This window comes from Zafaria cholistanensis (assembly GCF_008580665.1).
In the GTDB taxonomy this organism is placed as follows: Bacteria; Actinomycetota; Actinomycetes; order Actinomycetales; family Micrococcaceae; genus Zafaria; species Zafaria cholistanensis.
In genome coordinates this window covers 131,671-153,598 of sequence record NZ_BKDJ01000008.1, presented here as the reverse complement: position 1 = coordinate 153,598, position 21,928 = coordinate 131,671, and the positions used below count along the sequence as shown (strand labels likewise).

Genomic DNA, 21,928 nt, shown 5'->3' with positions numbered 1-21,928 from the left:
GCGGGGCCATGGGGCAACAATGGGGGCGTAACCATCCAGAGCGGCCGAGAGATCTGGCTCCATGACGCCGCAGCAACCCCTTCCCGGGATCCGGGAGGAAGGTGCTCACGCCAGGACCGATGGAGTGTGATTCCCGTGGCCTTGCCGTCAGTTTCCCCCCGTGTTGGCGGGGTCCCAACTGAAGCGGTCCCCGCCGGTGGCGCCGCGGCCGGCCTTGAGGACCACCAAGCCCCGCCCCCGCCCCGCCACCTGATCAAGCTCACGCCCGGGGTGCCGGCCGACGGCGGCTACGACGGTCTCGCCGAGGTCTTCCGTCCCGTGTTTGCGCGCATTGCCGAGGGTGCGCGGGAGCGCGACGCCGGCCGGATCCTGCCGTACGAGCCGGTGGGCTGGCTGAACCAGGTCCGCTTCGGCGCCGTGCGCGTGCCCGTGGCGGACGGCGGCTACGGGGCTTCGCTCATCGACACCTTCCGGCTGCTGATCGAGCTGGCCGAAGCGGACTCGCAGGTGGCCCACCTGCTGCGTTCCCACGTGGGCTTCGTCGAGTCCGTGCTGCTGCTGGAGGACGGCGGGACGCGCCGCCGCTGGACCGAACGCTTTGTCTCCGGGCAGCTGGTCGGCAACGCCTACACGGAGCGGGGCGGCAACGCGCTGGGCAGGTTGAACTCGGTGCTCCGCGGGCACGACGGCGCCTGGCTGGTTTCGGGCGACAAGTACTACTGCACGGGGACGATTTTCGCCGACTGGGTGGCGGTGACCGCCGAACGGCCCGGCGTGGCCGGCCGCCACATCGCCGTCGTCCCCACCCAGCATTCGGGGGTGCGGATCTTCGACGACTGGGACGGCTTCGGGCAGCAGCTGACCGGCACCGGCTCCACCACCTTCCGCGACGTGCCGGTCGATACCCTGCTCACTCCCTCCCAGCTGGGGGCGCATCCGGAATCGGCGGTGTTCCAGCTGGTCCTGCTGGCGGTGCAGGCCGGAATTTCCCGAGCCGTGCTGGCCGACACCCGCAACGAGGTCCAGCAGCGCACCCGCGCCTTCAGCACCGGCACCGGGGTGCCCGTGCGCAACGATCCCCAGGTCCTGCAGGTGGTGGGGGAGATCTCCGCGGCGGCATTCACCGTCGATGCCGTGGTCCTGGCCGCGGTGGCGGAGCTTGAATCGGCACTCTCCGCCCCCGGGCTGACCCCCGCCGAGCGGTACGCGGTGTGCGAACTGGCGGCCAACCGCGCGCAGGCCGCGGTGCAGCCGATTGTGTTGGAGGCGGCGGGCAAGCTCTTCGACGGACTGGGTGCGTCCTCGACCGCCCGCGGATGCAACCTGGACCGGCACTGGCGCAACGCCCGCACGGTCGCCACCCACAACCCGGCCATGTACAAGGCCCGGATCGTGGGGGACTACGAGGTCAACGGGGTGGCCCCCCGCAGGCTCGACGCCGTTGGGGACGCGGCCCCGGCCTAGTGCGGCCGCCGGGGGTTGGGGGCCGCAGGCTGGGGGGCGGGCAGCCGAAGGAACGGACGCCGGCACGCGCGGTCCCCCGGGAATTGTTTCGCCATGAGTCGGTTCCGGGTTGAGGCATCGAAGGAAGTACGGTTCCATTGAGGTACCGCCGGTTCCGTTTTTCGCCGGCGCCCATCCAGAGCGGCCGAGAGACCTGGCTTGTCGACGCCGCAGCAACCACCCTTCGGGGCCGGTGCTAATGCCAGAACCGATGGAGAATCCCCGATTCGCCTCAGGCCCGGGAGCCACCCGGGCGCACGCGCCAGCCTGCGCCCCACCCGGCCCCAGGTGCGTGACGGTGCAGGATCCACGAATTGCCCGCCACCTTCGGAAGGAACCACCGTGACAGGGAACAACCGGTCCGGCGCCCCGCAGCGCCGCCAGCTCCGCTTCAACGCTTTTGACATGAACTGCGTGGGCCACCAGTCCCCGGGCCTGTGGCGCCATCCGCAGGACAGGTCCGCCGACTACAACACCATCGGCTACTGGACGCACCTGGCCAAGGTGCTGGAGAAGGGCCTCTTCGACGGCCTTTTCATCGCCGACGTGCTGGGCACCTACGACGTCTTCGGCGGCACCAACGAGGTGCCGCTGCGCACCGCCGCGCAGGTCCCGGTCAATGACCCGTTCATGCTGGTCTCCGCCATGGCGGCTGTTACTGAACACCTCGGCTTCGGCGTCACCGCGGGCACCGCCTACGAGCATCCCTACCCCTTCTCCCGCCGCCTGGCCACGCTGGACCACCTGACCAACGGCCGCGTCGGCTGGAACGTCGTCACCGGCTACCTGCCCTCGGCCGCGCGCAACATGGGCCAGGAGGACCAGTTGGAGCACGACGAGCGCTACAACCACGCGGACGAGTACATGGAGGTCGTCTACAAGCTCCTCGAGGGCTCGTGGGAGGACGGCGCCGTGGTCCGCGACGCGGAGGCCGGCGTCTTCACGGACCCGTCCAAGGTCCACGAGATCAACCACGAGGGCAAGTACTTCAAGGTCCCGGGCATCGCCATCACGGAGCCGAGCCCGCAGCGCACCCCGGTGGTTTTCCAGGCCGGCGCCTCCCCGCGCGGGATGAGGTTCGCCGCCGCGAACGCCGAGGCGGTCTTCGTCACCTGCCCCACCAAGGAACTGCTGAAGGAAACGGTGGCCAGGATCCGCGATGCCGCGGAAGCCGCCGGCCGCGGCCGCTACGACATCCGCATCTACACCATGCAGACCATCGTGACCGGGGCCGACACCGCCACCGCGCAGGCCAAGTTCGAGGAGTACAAGTCCTACGCCGACATCCAGGGTGCGCTGGCGCTGATCTCGGGCTGGATGGGGGTGGACCTGTCCACCTTCAACCCGGACGAGCCCATCGGCGACGTGAAGTCCAACGCCATCCAGTCTTCCGTGGCCACCTTCCAGAAGGCTTCCGGCGAGGAAGGCAAGCCGTGGACGGTGCGCCAGCTGGCCGAGTGGGTCGGCGTCGGCGGGTTCGGCCCGATCACGGTCGGCTCGGGCGAAGAAGTGGCCCGCCAGCTCGTCGAATGGGTCGATGAGACCGACGTCGACGGCTTCAACCTGGCCTACGCGATCACCCCGGGCACCTTCGAGGACATCGTCGAGTTCGTGGTCCCCGAACTGCAGAAGCTCGGGGCCTACCCGACCGAGTACGTCGAGGGCACGCTGCGCCACAAGCTGTTCGGCAAGGGCGACAAGCTTCCCGAAACCCACCGCGGGGCGGCCTTCCGCCTGCACCCGGCCCTCTCCGGGCGGTAGCGGCACGCTCCGTACGACGGCGGCCGGCACCTTCCCCGCGGAAGGCGCCGGCCGCCGTCGTACGTTTCCGGGGGCCCGCGCCTCAGGCCGTGGCCGCGCGGCGGGAGGCGCTAGGGCAGGAGTGCGGCGGCCAGGCCCACGATGTTGGCCAGTACCGCCACGAAGAGCAGCACCCAGCCCGCGGTGCGGATGGGGCGCGAGCGGTCCGGAGGCTCGTGGGTGAGCCAGACGTGCCACCCGGGGTCCTGGTGGTAGATGGTGACCGTGCTCCCTGGCGGCGCCGCGTCTGCGCTGAGCAGGCCGGAGACTACGGTCCCGTCCGGCGCTGTCCATACGGCGCACGGCTGGCCCTCCAGGATGCGGACCTCCGCGGGGGAAGGGCGCCAGCGGCGATAGTGCCGGCGCAGGACCCATGCCGTCACCAGCAGGCCGATCGCGGGCACGCCGGCGGCCCATCCGACCATCTCCAGGGCCGGGCCGACCGCTTCCAACAGCTCCCGCATGGAATCCCAGTGTAGGCGGCGAGGGTCCCGCGTCGAGCGAAGCGAGGTGCGGGAGCCGCCGGAACGGTAGGCGGCGAGGGTCCCGCGTCGAGCGAAGCGAGGTGCGGGAGCCGCCGGAACGGCTCAGAGCCGGTCGGCGATCGGAACCGGGCTGGTTGGGGGTCGAATAAAGCGGCAGCTTTGTGTCGGTTTAAGACAGTTAGTTTCACCTCCCCGCTCCACGGGTTTGATGGATCGAAGGAAATGCGGTTCCATGGGCCATGGAGGCCGCAGGGCCGACGCAATGAACACCACCCACCTGCAACACCATCCAGAGCGGCTGAGAGACCTGGCTCACTGACGCCGCAGCAACCGCCCTTTGGGGACGGTGCTAATGCCAGGACCGATGGAGAAGCCCTCGCCGACGAGCCTTCCGGTCCGAACCACCGCCCCGCGGTGCGCCCTGTTCGGACGGCCGGCACGGCAGCCTCTTCCTCGGGACGACCTGAGGAGGCCACATGATCAGCATCCGGGACGTCTCGACGGTCTTCACGACCGCGGGACAAACCTTCACGGCCGTGGACGCCGTGTCCCTGGAGATTCCGCGCGGATCCATCCAGGGCATCATCGGATTCTCCGGTGCCGGCAAGTCCACGCTGCTGCGCAACATCAACCTGCTGGAACGCCCGACCTCCGGCAGCGTCGTCGTGGACGGCACCGACCTCACCGCGCTCGGCGACGAGGACCTGCGCCGCGAGCGCCACCAGATCGGGATGATCTTCCAGCACTTCAACCTGCTGAACAACCGCACTGCCCTGCAGAACGTGGAGCTGAGCCTGAAGTTCGCCGGGGTGGGCAAGAAGGACCGCCGCCGCCGGGCGCAGGAGGCCCTGGACATCGTCGACCTCGCCGACAAGGCCTCGTCCTACCCGGGCCGGCTCTCCGGCGGGCAGAAACAGCGCGTGGCGATCGCCCGCGCGCTGGCGACCGAGCCGAAGGTGCTGCTCTGCGACGAGCCGACTTCCGCCGTCGACCCGCGCACCACCGCCTCGGTGCTCCAATACCTCTCCGACATCAACGCCCAGCTGGGTATCACCACGGTGATCGTCACGCACGAGATGAACGTCATCAAGGCCGTCGCGGACAACGTGGCGGTGATGGAGGACGGTGCCCTCGTGGAGCAGTTCGACCTCGCCGACCTGAGCCGTCCGGGCTTCAGCCCGGCTACCCAGATCGGCCGCTACCTGATCAGCGACGACATCACCCTCGAACGCCGCCCGCGCGTCCAGCAGAAGGAGGCCACCCTTGTCTAACGTGTCCGTCGCGGGCGCCCTCCCCGCCAATGGCGCCACCGCCTTCGACCTGAACCGCGTTGCCGAGCTGCTGCCGGAGATCGCCGTGGCGCTCGGGCAGACCTTCGCCATGCTGCTGGTCGCCATCCCGCTGGCCGTGCTGGCCGGCACCCCGCTGGGCATCTGGCTCTACTCCATGTCCCCGGTGGGCCTGAAGCCGCGCCCGAAGCTGCACAGGGTGGTGGACGCGCTGGTGAACACCATGCGCTCGTTCCCGTTCCTGATCCTGCTGATCGCGATCATCCCGATCACCCGCTTCATCGTGGGCACCACCATCGGCACCGCTGCCGTGATCGTGCCGCTGACCATCAACGCCATCCCGTACTTCGCGCGGTTCGTCGAGCAGAACCTCACCCAGCTTGGCGGCGGCGTCGTCGAGGCCGCCCGGGCGATGGGCGCCACCCGCGGGCAGATCGTCCGCGACGTTCTGCTGGTCGAGGCCAAGCCCGCGCTCATCGGATCCATCACCATCATGACCGTCAGCTTCATCAGCTATTCGGCCATGGCCGGCCTGGTGGGCGGCGGAGGCATTGGCGACTTCGCCATCCGCTACGGGTACTACCGCTACGAGACCGGCGTGATGTTCCTGGCGATCATCCTGATGATCGTGCTGGTCCAGTCTGTCCAGATCGGCGGCACCCGGCTGGCCCGCCGCTTCGACAAGCGCCGCTAGCGCCCCGGGGCCGGGACCTCCGGCCGCGTCCTCCGCCCCCGCACCACCTTCCGCACCCCCTGTCCTAGGAGCACCATGCCCACCAACGGGTCCCCCCGCCGTCCGCGACTGCTGCTCAGCGCGTTCCTGATGAACACCACCAGCCACATCCTCGGCGGGCAGTGGCGCCATCCCGAGGCCCAGCAGCACCGCTTCAACGAGCTTGCGCTGTGGACGGACCTGGCCCGCCAGCTCGAGGACGCGAAGTTCGACGCCATGTTCTTCGCCGACGTGGTGGGGCTCTACGGCGACCACGACGGCGGATGGGCTTCCCACGTGCGCCGCGGCCTGCAGGTGCCGGCCAACGACCCGCTGGTCCTGGCCTCCGCGCTGGCCGGGGCGACCCGGGACATCGGCATTGCGGTCACCAGCTCCGTCGTCCAGTCCGACCCCTTCCAGCTGGCCCGTCAGCTGTCCACCCTGGACCACCTCACCGGCGGGCGGGTGGCCTGGAACATCGTCACCTCCGTGCTGGAGAACGCGCACCGCAACTTCGGCGGCAACGGGCTGGCCGCCCACGACGACCGCTATGACTGGGCGGACGAGTACGTCGAAGCCACCTACAAGCTGTGGGAGGGCTCCTGGGAAGAGGGCGCGCTGCTGCAGGACAAGATCCGCGGCATCCATGCCGACCCGGCCCGGGTCAACAAGATCAACCACCGCGGCGCGCGCTACTCGATCGACGGGCCGCATCTGGTGGCCCCCAGCCCGCAGCGCACCCCGTTCCTCTTCCAGGCAGGCTCCTCCCCGCGCGGGCGCGCCTTCGCCGCCGCCAACGCCGAGGCCACCTTCCTCTTCGCTCCCAACCCGGAGCACGTGGCCAAGAACGTCGCCGCCGTCCGCCGGCTCGCCGTGGAGGCCGGCCGTGGAGAACACGACGTCGCCGTCTTCGCGGGGCTGTCCTTTGTAGTCGGCTCCACCGAGGCGGAGGTCGCCCGCAAGGAGGCCGAGTACGACGAGTACCTGGACCTGGACGCGATCGTCGCGCACATCGGCGGCGGCTTCGGGATCGACCTGGGCGGCCTGCCGCTGGACACCCCGCTCGGCGACATCCACACCGAGGGCGGGCGGGGCGTGCTGGACGCGGTGCGCGACTCCGTGCCCGGGGGCAACCCCACCATTGGAGACCTGGCCCGCTACCGCGCCAAGAGCCAGCAGATCGCCGGAACCCCGGAGCAGATCGCGGACACGCTGGAGCGCTGGCAGGACGCCGGGGTGGACGGCATCAACATCATCAACCAGATCCTCCCGGGCTCCTACACGGACTTTATCGAGGGCGTGCTCCCGGAGTTGCGCCGCCGCGGTCTCGCCCAAACCGAGTACGCCCCGGGCACGCTGCGCGAGAAGGTGCTCGGCCGCGGTCCCCTGCTGGAACCGACCCACCCGGCCGCCCGCTTCCGCGGCGCTTTCAGCGCCCACTCGGCCGCCGCCACCAACCGGCCCGCCGCCGAGCCCGTCCCTTCCGTCTACCGCTAAGGATCGCCATGACCGTCATCCACACCCCCGTGGCCGGCAGCGCCGCGGCAGCCGGCTATGCGGAACTGGCCGCGCGCTTCGGCCCGGTCTTCGAGCGCATCGCCGAGGGGGCGCTGCGCCGGGACCTGGACCGCGAACTGCCGTTCGAGCCGGTCCGCTGGCTGAACGCCGAGCGCTTCGGGGCCCTGCGCGTGCCCGTGAGCCACGGCGGCTTCGGCGCGTCCCTTGAGACCATGGTGCGCCTGCTGGTGGACCTGGCCGCCGCCGATCCCAACGTGGCCCATCTCTACCGTTCCCACATCGGGTTCGTGGAGGCACTGCGCTGGGAGGCTGCGGGGGTCCGGGAGCGCTGGTACGGGCGGGCCGCGGCCGGGGAAACCGTCGGCAACGCCTCCACGGAAAAGGGGGGAAACGCGCTGGGTTCCGTGGCGACGCGGCTGATCCGCGACGACGGCGGGTACCGGATCGAGGGCGAAAAGTTCTACTCCACCGGCACGATCTTTGCGGAATGGACCATGGTCACGGCGGGCCTTGACTCGGGGGAGGACCGCCACTTCGCGATCGTGCGCACCAACCAGCCGGGCGTGGAGATCCTGGACGACTGGGACGGGTTCGGGCAGAAGCTTACCGGCACCGGAACCACGCGTTTCCGCGGCGCCCGGGTGGAGGCGGGCGATGTGTTTCCGCGCCGGCTGGAGGCCACGCACCAAAGCGCGGTCTTCCAGCTGGTGCTGCTCTCCGTGCTCGCCGGCATCGCCCGGGCCTCCCGCGACGAGGCCGCCTCGATCGTGCGCAGCCGCACCCGGACCTTCAACACCGGCTCGGGGGCGCTGTTCCGCGAGGACCCGCTGATCCTGCAGGTTGTCGGCAGGATTGGGGCCAAGGCGTTCGCAGCGGAGGCCGCCGTCGTTGCCGCCGCCCGGGAAATCGATGCGGCGCTGGAAGAACGGGACTTCGTCCGCGCGAACGTTGCTGTGGACAACGCCCAGGTCGTCGTGCCCGAGCTGGCCCTGGGGGCGGCGCAGCAGCTGTTCGAGGCCACCGGGGCGTCCTCGGTGTCCACCGCCAAGGGCCTGGACCGGCATTGGCGCAACGCCCAGACGGTCGCCACCCACAACCCGGCGGCCTTCAAGGCCCGGCAGCTGGGGGACCACCTGGTCAACGGGACCGTTCCGGTGGGGCTGAACGCCATCGGAGAGGCCCGGCAGGCCTGAGCCCCGGGGGACGGTTCCCGCCCCACAGGATCCCGCTTCACCACATTCCGCTTCACCCATGAAGCCAATTCACCAACCAAGCCAATTCACCAACCAAGGAGACACACCATGGAACGCCGTTCCTTCCTCGCCGGGGCCCTGGGCCTGGGCGCCCTCGCCGGCCTCGGCACGCTCACCGGCTGCGGACTGACCGGCGGCGCCGGGGCGGCCGGGGCGGCCGGGGACAAGACCATCAAGCTGATCGTCACGGAGTCCGCCCCCTACCAGGAGCCGACCAAGATCGCCCAGAAGATCCTCGAGGGCCAGGGCTGGACGGTCGACGCCAAGTACGTCACCGACATCGTGCAGCCGAACATCGCGGTCGCCAACGGCGAGTTCGACGCCAACTACTTCCAGCACGGCGCCTACCTGCAGCAGTTCAGCGCCGACAACAACCTGGACCTGGACCCGGCGTTCTACATGTACGGATCCCCGGGCGGCATCTACTCCACCAGGCACAAGAGCGTCGGGGACCTGCCCCAGGGCGCGAAGATTGCCCTGCCGGTGGACCCCGCCAACAACGGCCGCGCCCTGGCGCTGCTGGCCAAGGCCGGCGAACTGAAGATCACCGAGGGCAAGAGCGTCATCCACGTCTCCCAAAAGGACATCCTGGAGAACCCGAAGAACTTCAGCTTCGTCGAGGTGGACCAGCAGTCGCTGTCCAAGACCCTGCCGGACGTGGACGCGGGCTTCCTCTTCGTGCGTCTGGGCGCGGAGCTGGACATGACCCCGGAGGACGCGCTGCTGTTCGAGGAGGATGCCGACGCCCTGCCGTACATCTGCCTCGTGGCCGCGAAGCCGGGCTTCGCCGAGACGGAGAAGGGCAAGGCGCTCCGGGCGGCCTACCAGTCCGAGGAGGTCAAGGCCTGGTTTGCCGGTTACCTCGGCGGCGTGCTGCCCACCCCGTGGGACCGCGATCCGATCGCTGACACCGCCAAGTGGAACGCCTGACCACGTTCTGCCGGTAGCCGGGGCGGCACCCGCGGCGCCGATGGGGGAAAACAAACCGCGGGCCCGCACTGGGGCGCCGGGGCCGGGGCAGCTACCGTGGGGGCATGTCCACGGAACCGACGCCCCCGGCCCCGGCCGGGCCCCCGCGCCATACCAATGATCCCGCCGTCGTCCGGCGCCTGCTGTCCACCCCGGGGCGGTGGGCCGTGGTCGGACTGTCCAACAACCCGCGCCGGGCCGCGCTGGGCGTTTCCCGGTTCCTGATGGACCGGCTTGGCATGGAGATTGTCCCGGTTTCGCTGAAGGGGGATGAGGTCCACGGCAGGGCCGGCTACCGGAAGCTGGCCGAGATCCCGGGACCGGTGGACGTCGTGGACTGCTTCGTGAACTCCACCAAGGTCGGTGCGGTGGTGGACCAGGCGATCGAGATCGGCGCGCGCGCCGTCTGGCTGCAACTGGGCGTGGTCGACGAGGCCGCCGCCGCCCGTGCCAAGGCCGCCGGACTGGACGTGGTGATGAACACCTGCCCGGTGATGGAGGCCGGGACCTAGAACCCCCGGGAGGAGCGGCCCGGCCGCGCGACCCGTCCGGGCCGGCGCTCAGTCCATCCTGCAGCTCAGTCCATCCTGCAGCTCAGTCCATCCTGGCGTAGCGGGAGCGCAACGCCAGGTAGCCGCCGTAGCACAGCAGGCCCGCGCCGATTGCGGCCAGCAGTGCGGTGCCGTACGGCTGGTCGCGCAGGGACTTCAGGGCTCCGTCCAGTCCGGTGGACTCCTGCGGGTCGTGCTGGAGGGTTGCGACGATGAACAGCAGGCCCAGCAGCCCCAGCGCCGCGCCCTTGGCGATGTACCCCGCCACGCCGAGCACCTGCACGGCCCGCCGTGCCTGGGGATTGGAGGGCATGGCCACGTCGTCCCGGAACTTGCGGACGATTCCTTTGTAGGCGAAGAACGCCCCCACGCCCAGGATGGTGGCGCCCAGGAGCAGCAGGAGGACGCTGCCGCCGGGCGTGGACATCAGGTCGGCGCTGAACCGGCGGGTGTCCTTGGAACTGCTCGAACTGCCGCCGGCGGCAAAGCGCGCGAAGAGCCCGCTCACGGCAAGGAACGTGACGCCTAAGACCAGGTTCCTGGCGATCGGCTTCCACTGCCGCAGGGCGGACTTCGAGGCCGGCTTGCGCCGCTTCGCGGCCCGGAGGCCCCCCTTGTCGAAGACGGCGGAGGCCAAGTGCCACATTCCCAGCAGGAGGCAGCCGGCGAAGCAGGCCCACAGCAGTACCGCACCGAAGGGCTGCCGGGAAATTTCCTCCAGGGCACCGGTCTGGTCCGCGGAAGCCTTCTCACCCAGCGCCAGCTGGAAAACGAGGGTGCCGAGCACCCCGTGCAGAATGCCGTTGGCGGCGTACCCGGCCCGGGCCCCGCGTTCGAACCACGGATGGCCTGCGGTGCGTTCGGCAGCATCCGCGGCCTTGCGTGCCGCCCGCTTGGCGCCGTCCTTTGAGGAGCCGTCCTTCGAGGGGCTGTCCGATGTGCCGTGCTGTGGTCCCGCCATCCCTACAGCATAGGATTTGCAAGTGGACTACCAACAGGTGCGCGATTGCTGCATGGAGCAGCCCGGGGCCTTCGAGGACTTCCCCTTCGGCCCGGACAGCGCCGTGTACAAGGTGCGCGCCCGGGCAGGCCGCACCGCCAAAATGTTTGCCCTGCTGTGGCCGGAACGGGACGGGAGGACCCGCATCAACCTCAAGTGCGATCCGGTCCTGGCCGAACAGCTGCGCGCCGCCCACCCGGAGATCACCCCGGGCTACCACATGAGCAAGAAGCACTGGAACACCGTGGACTGCTCCGGAGGCCTTGACGAGCGCACGCTGCGCGACCTCGTGGAGGACTCCTACGACCTCGTGGTGGCGTCGCTGCCGCGCACCGACCGCGAAGCGCTGCGCTGGACCGGACTGGCGGGAGGCCCCGCGGCTGCGGCCTCCTCCGGCCCCGGCTCCGGCCCCGCCGAAAGGAGTCCCCAATGAACCAGGAAGACCTCGACGAACTCTGGGACTTCGCGGACCCCGCCGCCAGCGAGCGCCGGTTCCGGGACGAATCGGCGGCCTCGACCGGCGCCGACCGGGCCGTGCTGCTCACACAGGTGGCCCGGGCGCTGGGCCTGCAGGGGCGCTACGACGAAGCCCTGGGGCTGCTCGAGGACATCGAGGACGCCCTGACCCTGCCTGATTTCACGCAGGACGAGCGCACCGAACTCCGGGTGCGCGCCGCCCTCGAACATGGACGGGTGCTGAACGCGGCCGGGAGGCCGGCCGCCGCCGTCGTGCAGCTGGCCCGCGCCGCGGGCCTGGCCGCCGGGGCGCGGCTGGACTTCCTGGCCGTGGATGCCCTGCACATGCTCGCCATCGCCGATCCCGTGCGGGCCGGAGAGTGGACGCGCCGCGGACTGGCCGCCGCGCTCGCCTCCCCGGACCCGCGGACCCAGCGGTGGGCCGTGGCGCTGCACGCCAGCCTGGGGTGGGGCCTGTACGACGCCGGGGAGCACGCGGACGCGCTCGCCGCCTTCCGCGCGGCCCTGAGCGAGGCCCGCAGGGTCGGCACCGCAGAGCAGGTCCGCCGGTGCGAGGAGGGGGTGGCCGCCGCCGAGGAGGCGCTGCGCGCGGGGGCCGATGGGTAGGATGAAGGCATGATCTTTATCGTCGCCAAGATGCGCACCAAGCCCGAGTACACCGACACCTTCCTGGAGCTGGTGCGCCCCTTCACCGAGGCCACCCGCGCCGAGGAGGGCAACCTCTGGTTCGAGTGGTCGCGCAGCGTCGAGGACCCGGCCGAGTTCGTGCTGGTCGAGGCTTTCCGGGACGGCGCCGCCGAGGCCCACGTGAACAGCGAGCATTTCGCGGCAGGGCTGGAGGCGATGCGCCCGGCGCTGGCCGAAACCCCGCAAATCGTCAGCCGCTCCGTGGAGGGCGAAGGATGGGACCGGATGGGCGAGCTGCAGATCGGGGACTGATCCCTACTTCTTCCAGGACACGCTGAAGCTGCCGTACCCCCCGCTGTACCGGCAGGTCCCGTCCACTCCGGGGCCCAGGTCCGCCGCCCCCAGGATGTCCAGGGTGCACTTGTAGTCCCCGGCGACACGGACCGTGGCGCCCTTGCGGGACTCCCACGCCCGGTTCCAGCGGGCCAGCTGGTATACCTGCAGCACGGTGTCGCAGTCGATGTTCACGGTGGTGAAAGTGAAGCTGGCGCCCTCGCACGAGGTGCCCTTGGCTTCCTTCGGGTGGTACTCCAGCGACAGGAACATCGCCACCAGGTCCGCATACTCCTGCGTGTACACGTACTCCTTGGCCGCCTCCAGCGCCTCCTCCGGATGCGCGGCGCTGCGGATGGACCTGTCCAGCGCCAGTTCGCCCTGGAAGAGCAGCGGCCCGGCCAGCAGCGGATAGCCCTTGTTTCCGTGCAGGCCCTTGCCGCCGGCGGTCAGGCCGTAGATGGGGTGGCTCTTGGCGTTCGGATGCGTGGTGAGGTCGAAGACCACCTTGGCGTTGTCCGAATCCACCAGCAGCGGCACCTTCCGGGCAGGCACGGAGTCGATGCGCTGGATCGTGGCCCCGGGCAGCGCCTCCGGCAGGCCGTCGCCGGGATTCTGCTGCAGCGTCGCGATCAGCCGGCCCGCGGCGTTGCGCACCTCATGGGCCGGGATGCCGGTGGCGGAGAATCCCGGTTCGGAGGGCACCACCTCCATCGTCCAGTCGGAGCGGATGCGGAAGGACATGTCTCCGGCCTGGGTGATGACGGTCTTCCATTCGCTTTCCGCGGCCGGGCTAGCCCGAACCGGCGGTGGCTCGGGAGGCGGGGCCTCGGACGGGAACGCCTTGGGGAAAAACTGCTGCACGGAGCAGGAGGACAAAAGCAGCGCCGCAGCCAGGGCCCCGGCCGCGGCCGTCACCCTCAGGGAACCTCTGGAAAGTGCCACCATGGGGACACACTAGCCACGGGCCTGCCGGACGCAAGGGCCCGTCGCCGAATCGTTGCAGGACCTACGCTTAACCCATGGATTTGCTTGCCCCGCTGCGGACCCGCCTGCGCCTTACCTTCGCCGGCCAGGCGGAGGGCGTTCCCGCCTGGGAGCAGGCCCTGGAGAACGGCGGCGACGCCGGCTATTTTGCTCCGGACTCCGCCGTCTGGACGGTCCACGGAGGCATGACCCCGATCGCCGCCGGCATCCGGGCCCTGCTGGTCCAGGCCCTGCATCCCGGGGCGCTGGCCGGGGTGGCCGAACACTCCAGCTACCGCGCGGACCCGCTGGCCCGGCTGGCCGGCACCATCCGCTGGATCTTCACCGTCACCTACGGGGACACGGCCGCCGCGCGGGCCGCCTGCGATTATGTCCGGCGCCGCCACCGTTCCGTGACCGGAACCTACACCGATGCCGCCGGCGCGGAGCGTCCCTACTCCGCCAGCGACCCCGCCCTGTCCGAGTGGGTCCACCTGGCCTTCATGGATGCCTTCCTGCGCTCCTACGAGATCTTCCGCGGCCCCGTCCCCCAGGGCGCGGACGCGTACGTGTCCGAATGGGCGGTGGCCGGGGAGCTGATGGGCGTGGTGGACCCGCCCCGGACCGAAGCGGCCCTGCGCGCCCGGCTCCAGGAATACGACGATGCCGGCCTCCTCTGCGGCGGAGCGCGCGTGGTGGAAGTAGTGCGGTTCCTGAGGGAGCCGCCGCTGGATCCGATGCTGCTGCCGGGGTACAAGGTGCTGTTCGCCGCCGTCGCGGACACCCTGCCGGACCGCTACCGGGAACTGCTGGGGCTGGAGCGCACCCGGCTGGGGCCATTCCCGCTGCCCACCCGGCTCGCCGGAAGGGCCGCCCTCGCCGCGGTGGGAGCCGCCCTGGGGAAGGTCGGCCCCAGCGAGCAGGCCGCCCGCCGGCGGCTGGCCCGGCTGGGTGTCCTGCCCGCGAAGGATGTCCCGTAGCCTCACATTCCGGAAGGGAAGGGCACCCCGGCGGAAACAGCGGCGGCGGGGCCGCCTTCCGCGCGACGTGCATCGCGCGGGAAGCGGCCCCGCCGTCGTGCCGGCGCGCGTTGCGGGGAACACGCGCCAGGCGGTGCTAGAAGTACTTCGGCAGCGTGGCCTCGTGGGCCTCGCGCAGCTCGCCGAGGTCCAGGTGGAAGAGGCCCTGCACCTCCAGGGCGGAGGTCTCCGTGTCGACCACGCCCAGGCGGACCACCGGGTACTGGCGGGCCGTGGCCATGTCGTTGAAGCGGACCTCCTCGGAGCGCGGCACCGCGACCAGGGCTCGGCCCTGGGACTCGGAGAACAGCGCCGTGAAGGCGTCCACGCCGTCGCGCTCGCACAGGTCGTCCAGCGCCACGCGCGCGCCGACCCCGTAGCGCAGCGCCATCTCGGACAGCGCCGCGGCCAGGCCGCCCTCGGAGAGGTCGTGCGCGGCGTCGATCATGCCGTCGCGGCTGGCGTTGATCAGGATCGCGCCCAGGGTCTTCTCCGCCGCCAGGTCCAGCTTCGGCGGCAGGCCGCCAAGGTGCCCGCGGATGTTCGCGAACTCCGAGCCGTCCAGCTCGTCACGGGTGGTGCCGAGCAGGTAGATGGCCTGGCCGTCGGCGTCGTTGCGCCAGCCCGAGGGCGTGCGGCGGGCGACGTCGTCAAGCTTGCCGAGCACCGCCACCACGGGGGAGGGGTGGATCGGCGTGGAGCCGGTCTGGTTGTAGAGGGAGACGTTGCCGCCGGTGACCGGGACGCCAAGCTCCATGCAGGCGTCGGAGAGGCCGCGGATGGACTCGGCCAGCTGCCACATCACGTCCGGGTCCTCGGGGGAGCCGAAGTTCAGGCAGTCGGAGACGGCCATCGGCACGGCGCCGGCGGTGGCGACGTTGCGGTAGGCCTCGGCCAGTGCCAGCTGGGCGCCGGTGTACGGGTCCAGGAAGGAGTAGCGGCCGTTGGCGTCCGTGGACAGCGCCACGCCCAGGCCGGTCTCCTCATCGACGCGGATCACGCCGGCGTCGTCCGGGGCGGACAGGGCCGTGTTGCCGCCGACGTAGCGGTCGTACTGGTTGGTGATCCAGGACTTGTCGCACATGTTCGGGGACGCCATCAGCTCCAGTACGGCGGCCTTGAGCTCCCCGCCGGTGGCCGGCAGGCCGGCTCCGGCCTCGGATGCCCTGAACGTGTCGGCCTGCAGCGCGTCCTGCCACTCGGGGCGCGCATACGGGCGGTCGTAGACCGGGCCCTCATGCGCGACCGTGCGCGGGTCCACGTCGACGATGGTCTCCCCGTTCCACGTGATGATCAGGCGGCCGGTGTCGGTGACCTCGCCAAGCCAGGAGTACTCCACGGCCCACTTCTCCATGACCGCTTCGAAGGCCGCGACGTTCTCCGGGGAGACCACGGCCATCATGCGTTCCTGGGACTCGGACATCAGGATTTCGCCCGGGGTCAGGGTCGGGTCACGCAGCAGCACGGAGGTCAGCTCCACCTGCATGCCGCCGTCGCCGTTGGAGGCCAGCTCGGAGGTGGCGCAGGAGATGCCCGCGGCGCCGAGGTCCTGGATGCCCTCGACGAGCGAGCCCTTGAACAGCTCCAGGCAGCACTCGATGAGCACCTTCTCCGCGAAGGGGTCGCCCACCTGGACGGCCGGGCGCTTGGACGGCTTGGAGTCGTCGAAGGACTCCGACGCCAGCACGGAGGCGCCGCCGATGCCGTCGCCGCCGGTCCGGGCGCCGAACAGGACAACCTTGTTGCCCTTGCCGGAGGCGTTGGCCAGGCGGATGTCCTCGTGGCGCATGACGCCCACGGCGAGGGCGTTCACCAGCGGGTTGCCCTGGTAGACCGAGTCGAAGACCATTTCGCCGCCGATGTTCGGCAGGCCCAGCGAGTTGCCGTAGCCGCCGATGCCGGCAACCGCTCCGTGCATCACGCGGGCGGTGTCCGGGTGGTCGATCGCTCCGAAGCGCAGGGGGTCCATCACGGCGACCGGGCGGGCACCCATGGAGATGATGTCGCGGACGATCCCGCCGATGCCGGTCGCGGCGCCCTGGTAGGGCTCCACGAACGACGGCGAGTTGTGGGACTCGATCTTGAAGGTGACGGCCCAGCCGTCGCCCAGGTTGGTGACGCCGGCGTTCTCGCCGATGCCCACCAGCATGTCCTTCTTCATCTCCTCGGTCACCTTCTCGCCGAACTGGCGCAGGTGGTTCTTGGAGGACTTGTAGGAGCAGTGCTCGGACCACATGACCGAGTACATGGCCAGTTCCGCGGCGGTCGGGCGGCGGCCCAGGAGCTTGACGATCTCCTCGAACTCGTTCTGCTTCAGGCCCAGTTCGGCCCAGGGCAGCTCGGTGTCCGGGGTGGTGGCGGCGTGCTCGACCGTGTCGATGTTGAACTTGTGTGCCTCGGCGGTCACTTGGTGCCTCCAACAAGGGTGGTGAGGACGGAGGTGAAGATTCCCAGTCCGTCGGTTCCGGTGTGGTCGGGGCCGTAGCCGGCCTCCACCGCGTGCTCGGGGTGCGGCATGAGGCCCACGACGTTGCCGGCCTCGTTGGAGATGCCGGCGATGTCGCGGCGGGACCCGTTCGGGTTCCAGCCCACGTAGCGGAACGCCACGCGGCCCTCGGCCTCGAGCGCGTCGAGGGTCTTCTCGTCGGCGATGTACTGGCCGTCCTGGTTCTTCAGGACGATCGAGATCTCCTGGCCGGTCGCGTACTGGCTGGTCCACGCGGTGGCGTTGTTCTCCACGCGCAGCACCTGGTCGCGGCAGATGAACTTCAGGTGGTCGTTCTTGATCATGGAGCCCGGCAGCAGGTGCGACTCGGTGAGGATCTGGAAGCCGTTGCAGATGCCCAGGACCGGGAGCTTGGCGTCGGAGTTCGCGGCGTCAATGATCTTGGACATCATCGGGGCGAACCGGGCGATCGCGCCGGCGCGCAGGTAGTCGCCGTAGGAGAAACCGCCCGGGAGGATGACGGCGTCGACGTCCTGCAGGGACTCGTCGGCGTGCCACAGGGCCACCGGCTCGGCGCCGGCGAGGCGGACCGCGCGCGCGGCGTCGCGGTCGTCGAGCGTGCCCGGAAAGGTCACGACGCCGATGCGCGCGCCCGAGAGCGCGGCGCCCGGGGCGGGCGAGAAGTCGCCGATCAGGGGGAATTCGCTGCTCATTAGTCCGCGACGACCTCGACGTTGACGACGTCCTCGATCACCGGGTTGGACAGCAGCGTCTCGGCGGCGTTGCGGGCCTGCTCCAGGACGGCCTCGGTGATTTCGCCTTCGACGGTCAGTTCGAAGCGCTTGCCCTGGCGGACGCCGGCGAAGGCGTCGAAGCCGAGGCGGGGGAGTGCGCCCACGATGGCCTTGCCCTGCGGGTCAAGAATTTCGGGCTTGGGCATGACATCAACAACGATCCGGGGCATCCGGGTTCTCCTGTGCGCGAGGGTTGGGTTTGACGCCTGCGGAGGTGCCGTCTCACGCCATGGCAGTCGATGACGCTCCGCGAGCTTGCCCCACCATTCTACCGGGTTATGCATGGGTGCCTGTCCGGCGGGGGTCCGGCGGGGCCGGGCCCCCGCGGGCCCCGTTCCGCCGCGTAGGCTGGTCACATGGACTCCGAGGACCGCTGCCCCTGCCTGTCCGGCGAAACCTATGGCGCCTGCTGTGGCCGGTTTCACTCCGGCTACGCCTCCGGGGCGTGGCCGGGCACCGCGCAGGTCCTGATGCGCTCGCGCTACAGCGCGTTCGCCGCCGGGGCCGTCGATTACCTGCTGGCCACCTGGCACCCCTCCACCCGGCCGGTGGAGCTGGTCCTGGACACGGACACCGTATGGCGGCGGCTGGACATCCTGCGCACCCAGGGCGGCGGCCCGTTCGACGAGCGCGGGATGGTCGAGTTCGCGGCGCACTACCGGCACGACGGCGAGAGCGGGGTCCAGCGCGAAACTTCGCGCTTCGTGCGCGAGGACGGCCGCTGGTACTACCTGGACGGGGAACTCTAGGGCGAACTGCCCGGCCCGGTTCGGCGGCGTCTTCCGGGCTGGTGCCCGCGGGGCTGGTGTCCCCTCCGAGCTGGTGTCCTCTCCGGGCTAGTGTCCCCTCCGGTCAAGGGTGACGGTGCGCAGGTCCAGGCGGCGCAGCACCCGGTCCACGAGCTCGGGATCGGCGCCGGGCTGCTTGCGGGCCAGGAGCATCTCCTTGCGGGCGGCGTCGAGGGCCTCGCGCTGGACCTCGTCCATGACCTCCAGGATCTGGCGGAGGCTGTGCATCTTGTCCGCGTTTTCCCCATCCTCCTCGAAGTCGTGCTCCAGGATGGTGTGCAGGGAGGACATGCGCTTGGCCAGGGTGGCCCGGCGTTCCGGCGGCAGCTGGGCCGCGGCCTGCGAACGCCTCACGGCCTCCAGCGCCACCCGCTCGGCGCGGCGGGCGAGGTCGCGCTCGCGGCGCTCCTCGGCGGCGTCGTCGCGGGGCATCCTGAGCGCCTTCATCAGCGCCGGGAGGGTCAGGCCCGGAAGCACCAGGGTGACCAGCAGGACCGCGCAGGCGGTGGCAAGGATGAAGTTGCGGCCCGGGAACGGCTCCCCGGCGTCGGTCTGGTGGGGAAGTGCCAGCGCCAGCGCCAGCGTGGCCAGGCCGCGCATGCCGCACCACGTCAGCACCAGCACCTCCTTGGGCGAGCCGGGGGTGTTGATGCGCTTCTCGGCCCCGCCGAAGCGGTAGATCCCGTACATCCAGAGGAAGCGGACCAGCACCACCGCGGCACAGATGGCGGCGACGGCGGGCACGAAGGTGATGAGGTTGGGTCCTTCGTCCTGGAACACATGGCGCATCTCGATGCCCACCAGCCCGAAGGCGACTCCGGTGGTCAGCAGCTCGACGACGTCCCAGAACGCGGTGCGGGTCAGGCGCTCCTCCGAGTCCTGCGGACGGGCGCGGCGGCCCAGTTCCAGGGCGGTGACCACCACCGCCACGACGCCGGAGAAGTGCACCTCCTCGGCCAGGAGGTAGACGGCGTAGGGAGCCACCAGGGTGGCGGCCGAACGGGCCACCAGGTTCGGCACGAAGCGGTTGAGCGTGCCGATCAGCCAGGCCATGGCCAGGCCGAGCACGACGGCGCCGGCCGCACCCAGCAGGAACTTCGGGATCAGTGTCCAGCCCACCTCCCCGCCGCTGACGGCCGCGGCGACCGCGGCCTGGAAGATGACGATCGCCATGGCGTCGTTGAACAGGCCCTCGGTCTGCAGGACGGTCACCAGGCGGCGGCGCATGTTGACCTTGCCCGCGATGGCCTCCACGGCGACCGGGTCCGGGGGTGCGGCGATGGCGCCGAGGGCGATCGCGGCGGAGAGTCCGATACCCGGCACCAGCAGCCAGGTCAGGCCGGCCACGGCGGCGGTGGTGGCCACGACCAGCAGGACGGCCAGCAGTACCAGAGAGCGCCAGCGCAGGCGGAACACGGACCACGAGCTGCGCTGGGCCGCGGCGAACAGCAGGGGCGGCAGGAAGAGCGGAAGGATCAGCTCGGGGCCGATGTGTACGTCCGGAATGAAGGGAAGCAGTCCCAGCAGTGCGGAGAAGATCAGCATCAGCACCGGGTAGGGCAGCCTGATCCGCTCGCCCAGCCCGACCACGAGAACCGTGCCGAACAGCAGGCTCACCAGCAGGATCAGAAATTCCATGGAGCGTTCCCCTTTGTCCGCCCCAATTCTTTCATGGCACCTTCTCCGGCCTTTGGGACATGACACGGAGTGAAGCGGGGACCGGCAAAGGACTGGGGGCGGGACCGCGCCGTGCACGGTCCCGCCCCCAGTCCTTTGCCGGCCGGGGTCAGCCGATGCCGATGGCTCCCACCAGGACGCCGACGACCAGCATCGCCACGGAGACGGCCACGGCCCGCCACAGCACCTTCTTATGGTGCTCACCCAGGTCCACGCGGGACAGGGAGACCAGCAGGAGGATGGCCGGCACCAGCGGAGACTGCATGTGCACCGGCTGGCCGGTGATCGAGGCGCGGGCCATGTCCACGGCCGGGATGCCGTAGTGCGCGCCGGTTTCGGTCAGCACGGGCAGGATGCCGAAGTAGAAGGCGTCGTTGCTCATGAAGAACGTGGCCGGGATGCTGATCAGCCCGGTGATGACGGCCAGGAACGGGCCCATCGAGGCGGGGATCACGGAGACCAGCCAGGCGGACATGGCCTCCACCATTCCGGTGCCGGACAGGACGCCGGTCAGGACCGCGGCGGCCATGACCATCGACACGACGGCAATGATCTCCGAGGAGTGGGCGGTGACCATCTTCGCCTGGTCGCTGATCTTCGGGAAGTTCACGAGCAGGGCGATGGCCGAGCCGGCCATGAACAGGTACGGCAGCGGCACCACGTCGATGACCAGGGTGGCCATGATGGCCACGGTGAGCGCCAGGTTGAACCAGAACAGCTTGGGGCGCAGCGTCGGGCGGTTGGGGTCCAGCGCGCTGTCGGCCAGGGACGGGGCCTCCTCCACGTCGCTGCGCAGTTCCTCGAGCACCGCGACCTGGCGGGCCCGTTCCCCGATGCTGCCCGCAGGGGCCGGGGTGGCCGGCGCTCCGCCGCGGGGGCCGGAGCCCTTCCCGCGTCCGCCGGAGGAGTCCCCGCCGGCGAGGCCGGCGGCCAGGGCCACATCTCCGCCGGGAGCCCAGCGGAAGGGGTCATCGCGGCGCAGGCGGCGGCGTTCGCTCACGCCCATCGACCAGGCGAAGGCCAGGCACAGGGCGATCCCCACGGCCAGGGAGGGAAGCATCGGCAGGAACACGTCGGAGGCGTCCACGCCCAGGGCCGAGGCGGCGCGCGCCGTCGGGCCGCCCCACGGGACGATGTTCAGGGTGCCGTTGGTCAGGCCCGCGACGCAGGTGAGGACAACGGGGCTCAGGCCCAGCCGCTGGTAGATCGGCAGCAGCGCGGCGGTGACGACGATGAAGGTGGTGGACCCGTCCCCGTCCAGGGAGATCAGGGCCGTGAGGATCGCGGTGCCGACGACGACCTTCGCCGGGTCGTTGCCCACCAGCTTCAGGATGCCGGCGACCAGCTTGTCGAACAGGCCCACGTCGATCATCAGGCCGAAGTAGATAATCGCGAACATGAGCAGGGCGGCCGTGGAAGACATGGCCTTCACGGACTCCATCACCATGTCGCCGATCCCCAGCCCGGCCCCGGCGAAGAGGCCGAAGACGGTGGGGACGATGATCAGGGCAAGCAGGGGCGTGAGCCGTTTGGTCATGATGAGCGCCATGAAGGTGGCGATCATCGCGAATCCCAGTAGGACCAGCATGGTTTCTCCTCAACGGTGAGGCGGGGCGGGGAGCGTCCCGGTGCGTGTGGGGGAGCGGGGTGATCTGCACCGCTTTCCGTTAGACGGTACGGTGACCGGCGACACACGGGACGGTTGTGATCGCTTCGCCGCA

Annotated in this window: 21 protein-coding genes and 3 riboswitches; of the genes, 13 read left to right on the top strand and 8 right to left on the bottom strand. The window is 70.3% G+C overall.

Annotated elements, in window-relative coordinates:
- Positions 1–28: 28 nt before the first annotated feature.
- Positions 29–126: riboswitch (SAM riboswitch) on the top strand.
- A gap of 9 nt (positions 127–135) precedes the next feature.
- Positions 136–1,464, top strand: a complete 1,329-nt coding sequence (locus NCCP_RS09310) for an acyl-CoA dehydrogenase family protein (protein ID WP_225873770.1) — start codon at positions 136–138, stop codon at positions 1,462–1,464.
- Between the two features lie 168 nt (positions 1,465–1,632).
- Positions 1,633–1,721, top strand: a riboswitch (SAM riboswitch).
- Positions 1,722–1,845: 124 nt separating this feature from the next.
- Entirely contained in the window at positions 1,846–3,264 is a 1,419-nt protein-coding gene (locus tag NCCP_RS09305) for an LLM class flavin-dependent oxidoreductase (protein WP_263970134.1), read from the top strand.
- A 110-nt stretch (positions 3,265–3,374) separates the two neighbouring features.
- On the opposite strand, the gene NCCP_RS09300 is transcribed toward NCCP_RS09305, so the two are convergent.
- Positions 3,375–3,767, bottom strand: coding sequence for a hypothetical protein (locus NCCP_RS09300; RefSeq protein WP_149956961.1), 393 nt, complete (start codon positions 3,765–3,767; stop codon positions 3,375–3,377).
- A gap of 303 nt (positions 3,768–4,070) precedes the next feature.
- Positions 4,071–4,159, top strand: a riboswitch (SAM riboswitch).
- A 105-nt stretch (positions 4,160–4,264) separates the two neighbouring features.
- Here NCCP_RS09300 and NCCP_RS09295 point away from each other — a divergent pair.
- The 6 genes from NCCP_RS09295 (at position 4,265) to NCCP_RS09270 (ending at position 10,041) form a co-directional block, all read left to right on the top strand.
- Positions 4,265–5,059: a methionine ABC transporter ATP-binding protein gene (locus NCCP_RS09295; protein WP_149956960.1), complete on the top strand. Its 795-nt coding sequence runs from the start codon at positions 4,265–4,267 to the stop codon at positions 5,057–5,059.
- A 1-nt stretch (position 5,060) separates the two neighbouring features.
- On the top strand, positions 5,061–5,771 hold the full coding sequence (locus NCCP_RS09290) for a methionine ABC transporter permease (protein WP_225873771.1): 711 nt from the start codon (positions 5,061–5,063) through the stop codon (positions 5,769–5,771).
- A gap of 75 nt (positions 5,772–5,846) precedes the next feature.
- Entirely contained in the window at positions 5,847–7,286 is a 1,440-nt protein-coding gene (locus tag NCCP_RS09285; RefSeq protein ID WP_149956959.1) for an NtaA/DmoA family FMN-dependent monooxygenase, read from the top strand.
- Positions 7,287–7,294: 8 nt separating this feature from the next.
- Entirely contained in the window at positions 7,295–8,500 is a 1,206-nt protein-coding gene (locus NCCP_RS09280; protein ID WP_149956958.1) for an acyl-CoA dehydrogenase family protein, read from the top strand.
- Positions 8,501–8,608: 108 nt separating this feature from the next.
- Positions 8,609–9,490: a MetQ/NlpA family ABC transporter substrate-binding protein gene (locus NCCP_RS09275; protein ID WP_149956957.1), complete on the top strand. Its 882-nt coding sequence runs from the start codon at positions 8,609–8,611 to the stop codon at positions 9,488–9,490.
- 104 nt (positions 9,491–9,594) lie between these two features.
- Positions 9,595–10,041, top strand: coding sequence for a CoA-binding protein (locus NCCP_RS09270; RefSeq protein ID WP_149956956.1), 447 nt, complete (start codon positions 9,595–9,597; stop codon positions 10,039–10,041).
- Between the two features lie 82 nt (positions 10,042–10,123).
- Here NCCP_RS09270 and NCCP_RS09265 read toward each other — a convergent pair whose 3' ends face one another.
- A complete protein-coding gene (locus NCCP_RS09265) occupies positions 10,124–11,041 on the bottom strand; it encodes a DUF1206 domain-containing protein (RefSeq protein WP_149956955.1) in 918 nt (305 codons plus the stop codon).
- A 22-nt stretch (positions 11,042–11,063) separates the two neighbouring features.
- Here NCCP_RS09265 and NCCP_RS09260 point away from each other — a divergent pair, with 22 nt between their 5' ends.
- The 3 genes from NCCP_RS09260 to NCCP_RS09250 are packed head-to-tail and all read left to right on the top strand — an operon-like array spanning position 11,064 to position 12,496.
- Entirely contained in the window at positions 11,064–11,513 is a 450-nt protein-coding gene (locus NCCP_RS09260; protein ID WP_149956954.1) for an MmcQ/YjbR family DNA-binding protein, read from the top strand.
- Positions 11,510–12,163, top strand: a complete 654-nt coding sequence (locus NCCP_RS09255; RefSeq protein WP_149956953.1) for a hypothetical protein — start codon at positions 11,510–11,512, stop codon at positions 12,161–12,163. Before NCCP_RS09260 ends, NCCP_RS09255 begins: the two co-directional genes overlap by 4 nt.
- 9 nt (positions 12,164–12,172) lie before the next feature.
- Positions 12,173–12,496 carry a putative quinol monooxygenase gene (locus NCCP_RS09250; RefSeq protein WP_149956952.1) on the top strand — a complete coding sequence of 108 codons (324 nt, stop codon included), beginning with the start codon at positions 12,173–12,175 and terminating at the stop codon, positions 12,494–12,496.
- A 3-nt stretch (positions 12,497–12,499) separates the two neighbouring features.
- Here the strand turns inward: NCCP_RS09250 and NCCP_RS09245 are convergent, their stop codons facing one another.
- Complete coding sequence (locus NCCP_RS09245) at positions 12,500–13,465, bottom strand: hypothetical protein (protein WP_149956951.1); 966 nt, start codon at positions 13,463–13,465, stop codon at positions 12,500–12,502.
- Positions 13,466–13,539: 74 nt separating this feature from the next.
- Here NCCP_RS09245 and NCCP_RS09240 point away from each other — a divergent pair, with 74 nt between their 5' ends.
- Positions 13,540–14,463 carry an oxygenase MpaB family protein gene (locus NCCP_RS09240; RefSeq protein ID WP_149956950.1) on the top strand — a complete coding sequence of 308 codons (924 nt, stop codon included), beginning with the start codon at positions 13,540–13,542 and terminating at the stop codon, positions 14,461–14,463.
- Between the two features lie 136 nt (positions 14,464–14,599).
- Here the strand turns inward: NCCP_RS09240 and purL are convergent, their stop codons facing one another.
- Genes purL through purS form a run of 3 tightly spaced genes read right to left on the bottom strand, consistent with a single transcriptional unit; the run spans position 14,600 to position 17,912 of the window.
- Positions 14,600–16,909, bottom strand: a complete 2,310-nt coding sequence (gene purL, locus NCCP_RS09235) for a phosphoribosylformylglycinamidine synthase subunit PurL (protein ID WP_149956949.1) — start codon at positions 16,907–16,909, stop codon at positions 14,600–14,602.
- The gene (gene purQ, locus NCCP_RS09230; RefSeq protein ID WP_149956948.1) at positions 16,906–17,661 is read right to left on the bottom strand and encodes a phosphoribosylformylglycinamidine synthase subunit PurQ; all 756 of its coding nucleotides are present in this window, start codon (positions 17,659–17,661) and stop codon (positions 16,906–16,908) included. Before purQ ends, purL begins: the two co-directional genes overlap by 4 nt.
- Positions 17,661–17,912 carry a phosphoribosylformylglycinamidine synthase subunit PurS gene (purS, locus tag NCCP_RS09225; RefSeq protein WP_149956947.1) on the bottom strand — a complete coding sequence of 84 codons (252 nt, stop codon included), beginning with the start codon at positions 17,910–17,912 and terminating at the stop codon, positions 17,661–17,663. The genes purQ and purS overlap by 1 nt, the downstream gene beginning before the upstream one ends.
- A 186-nt stretch (positions 17,913–18,098) precedes the next feature.
- On the opposite strand from purS, the gene NCCP_RS09220 reads away from it, so the two are divergent.
- Positions 18,099–18,491 (top strand): YchJ family protein, encoded by a 393-nt coding sequence (locus tag NCCP_RS09220; RefSeq protein WP_149956946.1) that lies wholly within the window; start codon positions 18,099–18,101, stop codon positions 18,489–18,491.
- 87 nt (positions 18,492–18,578) lie between these two features.
- On the opposite strand, the gene NCCP_RS09215 is transcribed toward NCCP_RS09220, so the two are convergent.
- The gene (locus NCCP_RS09215) at positions 18,579–20,168 is read right to left on the bottom strand and encodes a Na+/H+ antiporter (protein ID WP_149956945.1); all 1,590 of its coding nucleotides are present in this window, start codon (positions 20,166–20,168) and stop codon (positions 18,579–18,581) included.
- A gap of 148 nt (positions 20,169–20,316) precedes the next feature.
- Positions 20,317–21,795 (bottom strand): CitMHS family transporter, encoded by a 1,479-nt coding sequence (locus NCCP_RS09210; RefSeq protein ID WP_149956944.1) that lies wholly within the window; start codon positions 21,793–21,795, stop codon positions 20,317–20,319.
- Between the last annotated feature and the right edge of the window lie 133 nt (positions 21,796–21,928).

What these genes read in the sequence shown, in the direction of transcription:
- NCCP_RS09300 (WP_149956961.1), bottom strand. Translation starts at nt 3,767, where the DNA reads ATGCGGGAGCTGTTGGAAGCGGTCGGCCCGGCCCTGGAGATGGTCGGA.
- NCCP_RS09295 (WP_149956960.1), top strand. Translation starts at nt 4,265, where the DNA reads ATGATCAGCATCCGGGACGTCTCGACGGTCTTCACGACCGCGGGACAA.
- NCCP_RS09285 (WP_149956959.1), top strand. Translation starts at nt 5,847, where the DNA reads ATGCCCACCAACGGGTCCCCCCGCCGTCCGCGACTGCTGCTCAGCGCG.
- NCCP_RS09280 (WP_149956958.1), top strand. Translation starts at nt 7,295, where the DNA reads ATGACCGTCATCCACACCCCCGTGGCCGGCAGCGCCGCGGCAGCCGGC.
- NCCP_RS09275 (WP_149956957.1), top strand. Translation starts at nt 8,609, where the DNA reads ATGGAACGCCGTTCCTTCCTCGCCGGGGCCCTGGGCCTGGGCGCCCTC.
- NCCP_RS09270 (WP_149956956.1), top strand. Translation starts at nt 9,595, where the DNA reads ATGTCCACGGAACCGACGCCCCCGGCCCCGGCCGGGCCCCCGCGCCAT.
- NCCP_RS09265 (WP_149956955.1), bottom strand. Translation starts at nt 11,041, where the DNA reads ATGGCGGGACCACAGCACGGCACATCGGACAGCCCCTCGAAGGACGGC.
- NCCP_RS09255 (WP_149956953.1), top strand. Translation starts at nt 11,510, where the DNA reads ATGAACCAGGAAGACCTCGACGAACTCTGGGACTTCGCGGACCCCGCC.
- NCCP_RS09250 (WP_149956952.1), top strand. Translation starts at nt 12,173, where the DNA reads ATGATCTTTATCGTCGCCAAGATGCGCACCAAGCCCGAGTACACCGAC.
- NCCP_RS09245 (WP_149956951.1), bottom strand. Translation starts at nt 13,465, where the DNA reads ATGGTGGCACTTTCCAGAGGTTCCCTGAGGGTGACGGCCGCGGCCGGG.
- NCCP_RS09240 (WP_149956950.1), top strand. Translation starts at nt 13,540, where the DNA reads ATGGATTTGCTTGCCCCGCTGCGGACCCGCCTGCGCCTTACCTTCGCC.
- purQ (WP_149956948.1), bottom strand. Translation starts at nt 17,661, where the DNA reads ATGAGCAGCGAATTCCCCCTGATCGGCGACTTCTCGCCCGCCCCGGGC.
- purS (WP_149956947.1), bottom strand. Translation starts at nt 17,912, where the DNA reads ATGCCCCGGATCGTTGTTGATGTCATGCCCAAGCCCGAAATTCTTGAC.
- NCCP_RS09220 (WP_149956946.1), top strand. Translation starts at nt 18,099, where the DNA reads ATGGACTCCGAGGACCGCTGCCCCTGCCTGTCCGGCGAAACCTATGGC.
- NCCP_RS09215 (WP_149956945.1), bottom strand. Translation starts at nt 20,168, where the DNA reads ATGGAATTTCTGATCCTGCTGGTGAGCCTGCTGTTCGGCACGGTTCTC.
- NCCP_RS09210 (WP_149956944.1), bottom strand. Translation starts at nt 21,795, where the DNA reads ATGCTGGTCCTACTGGGATTCGCGATGATCGCCACCTTCATGGCGCTC.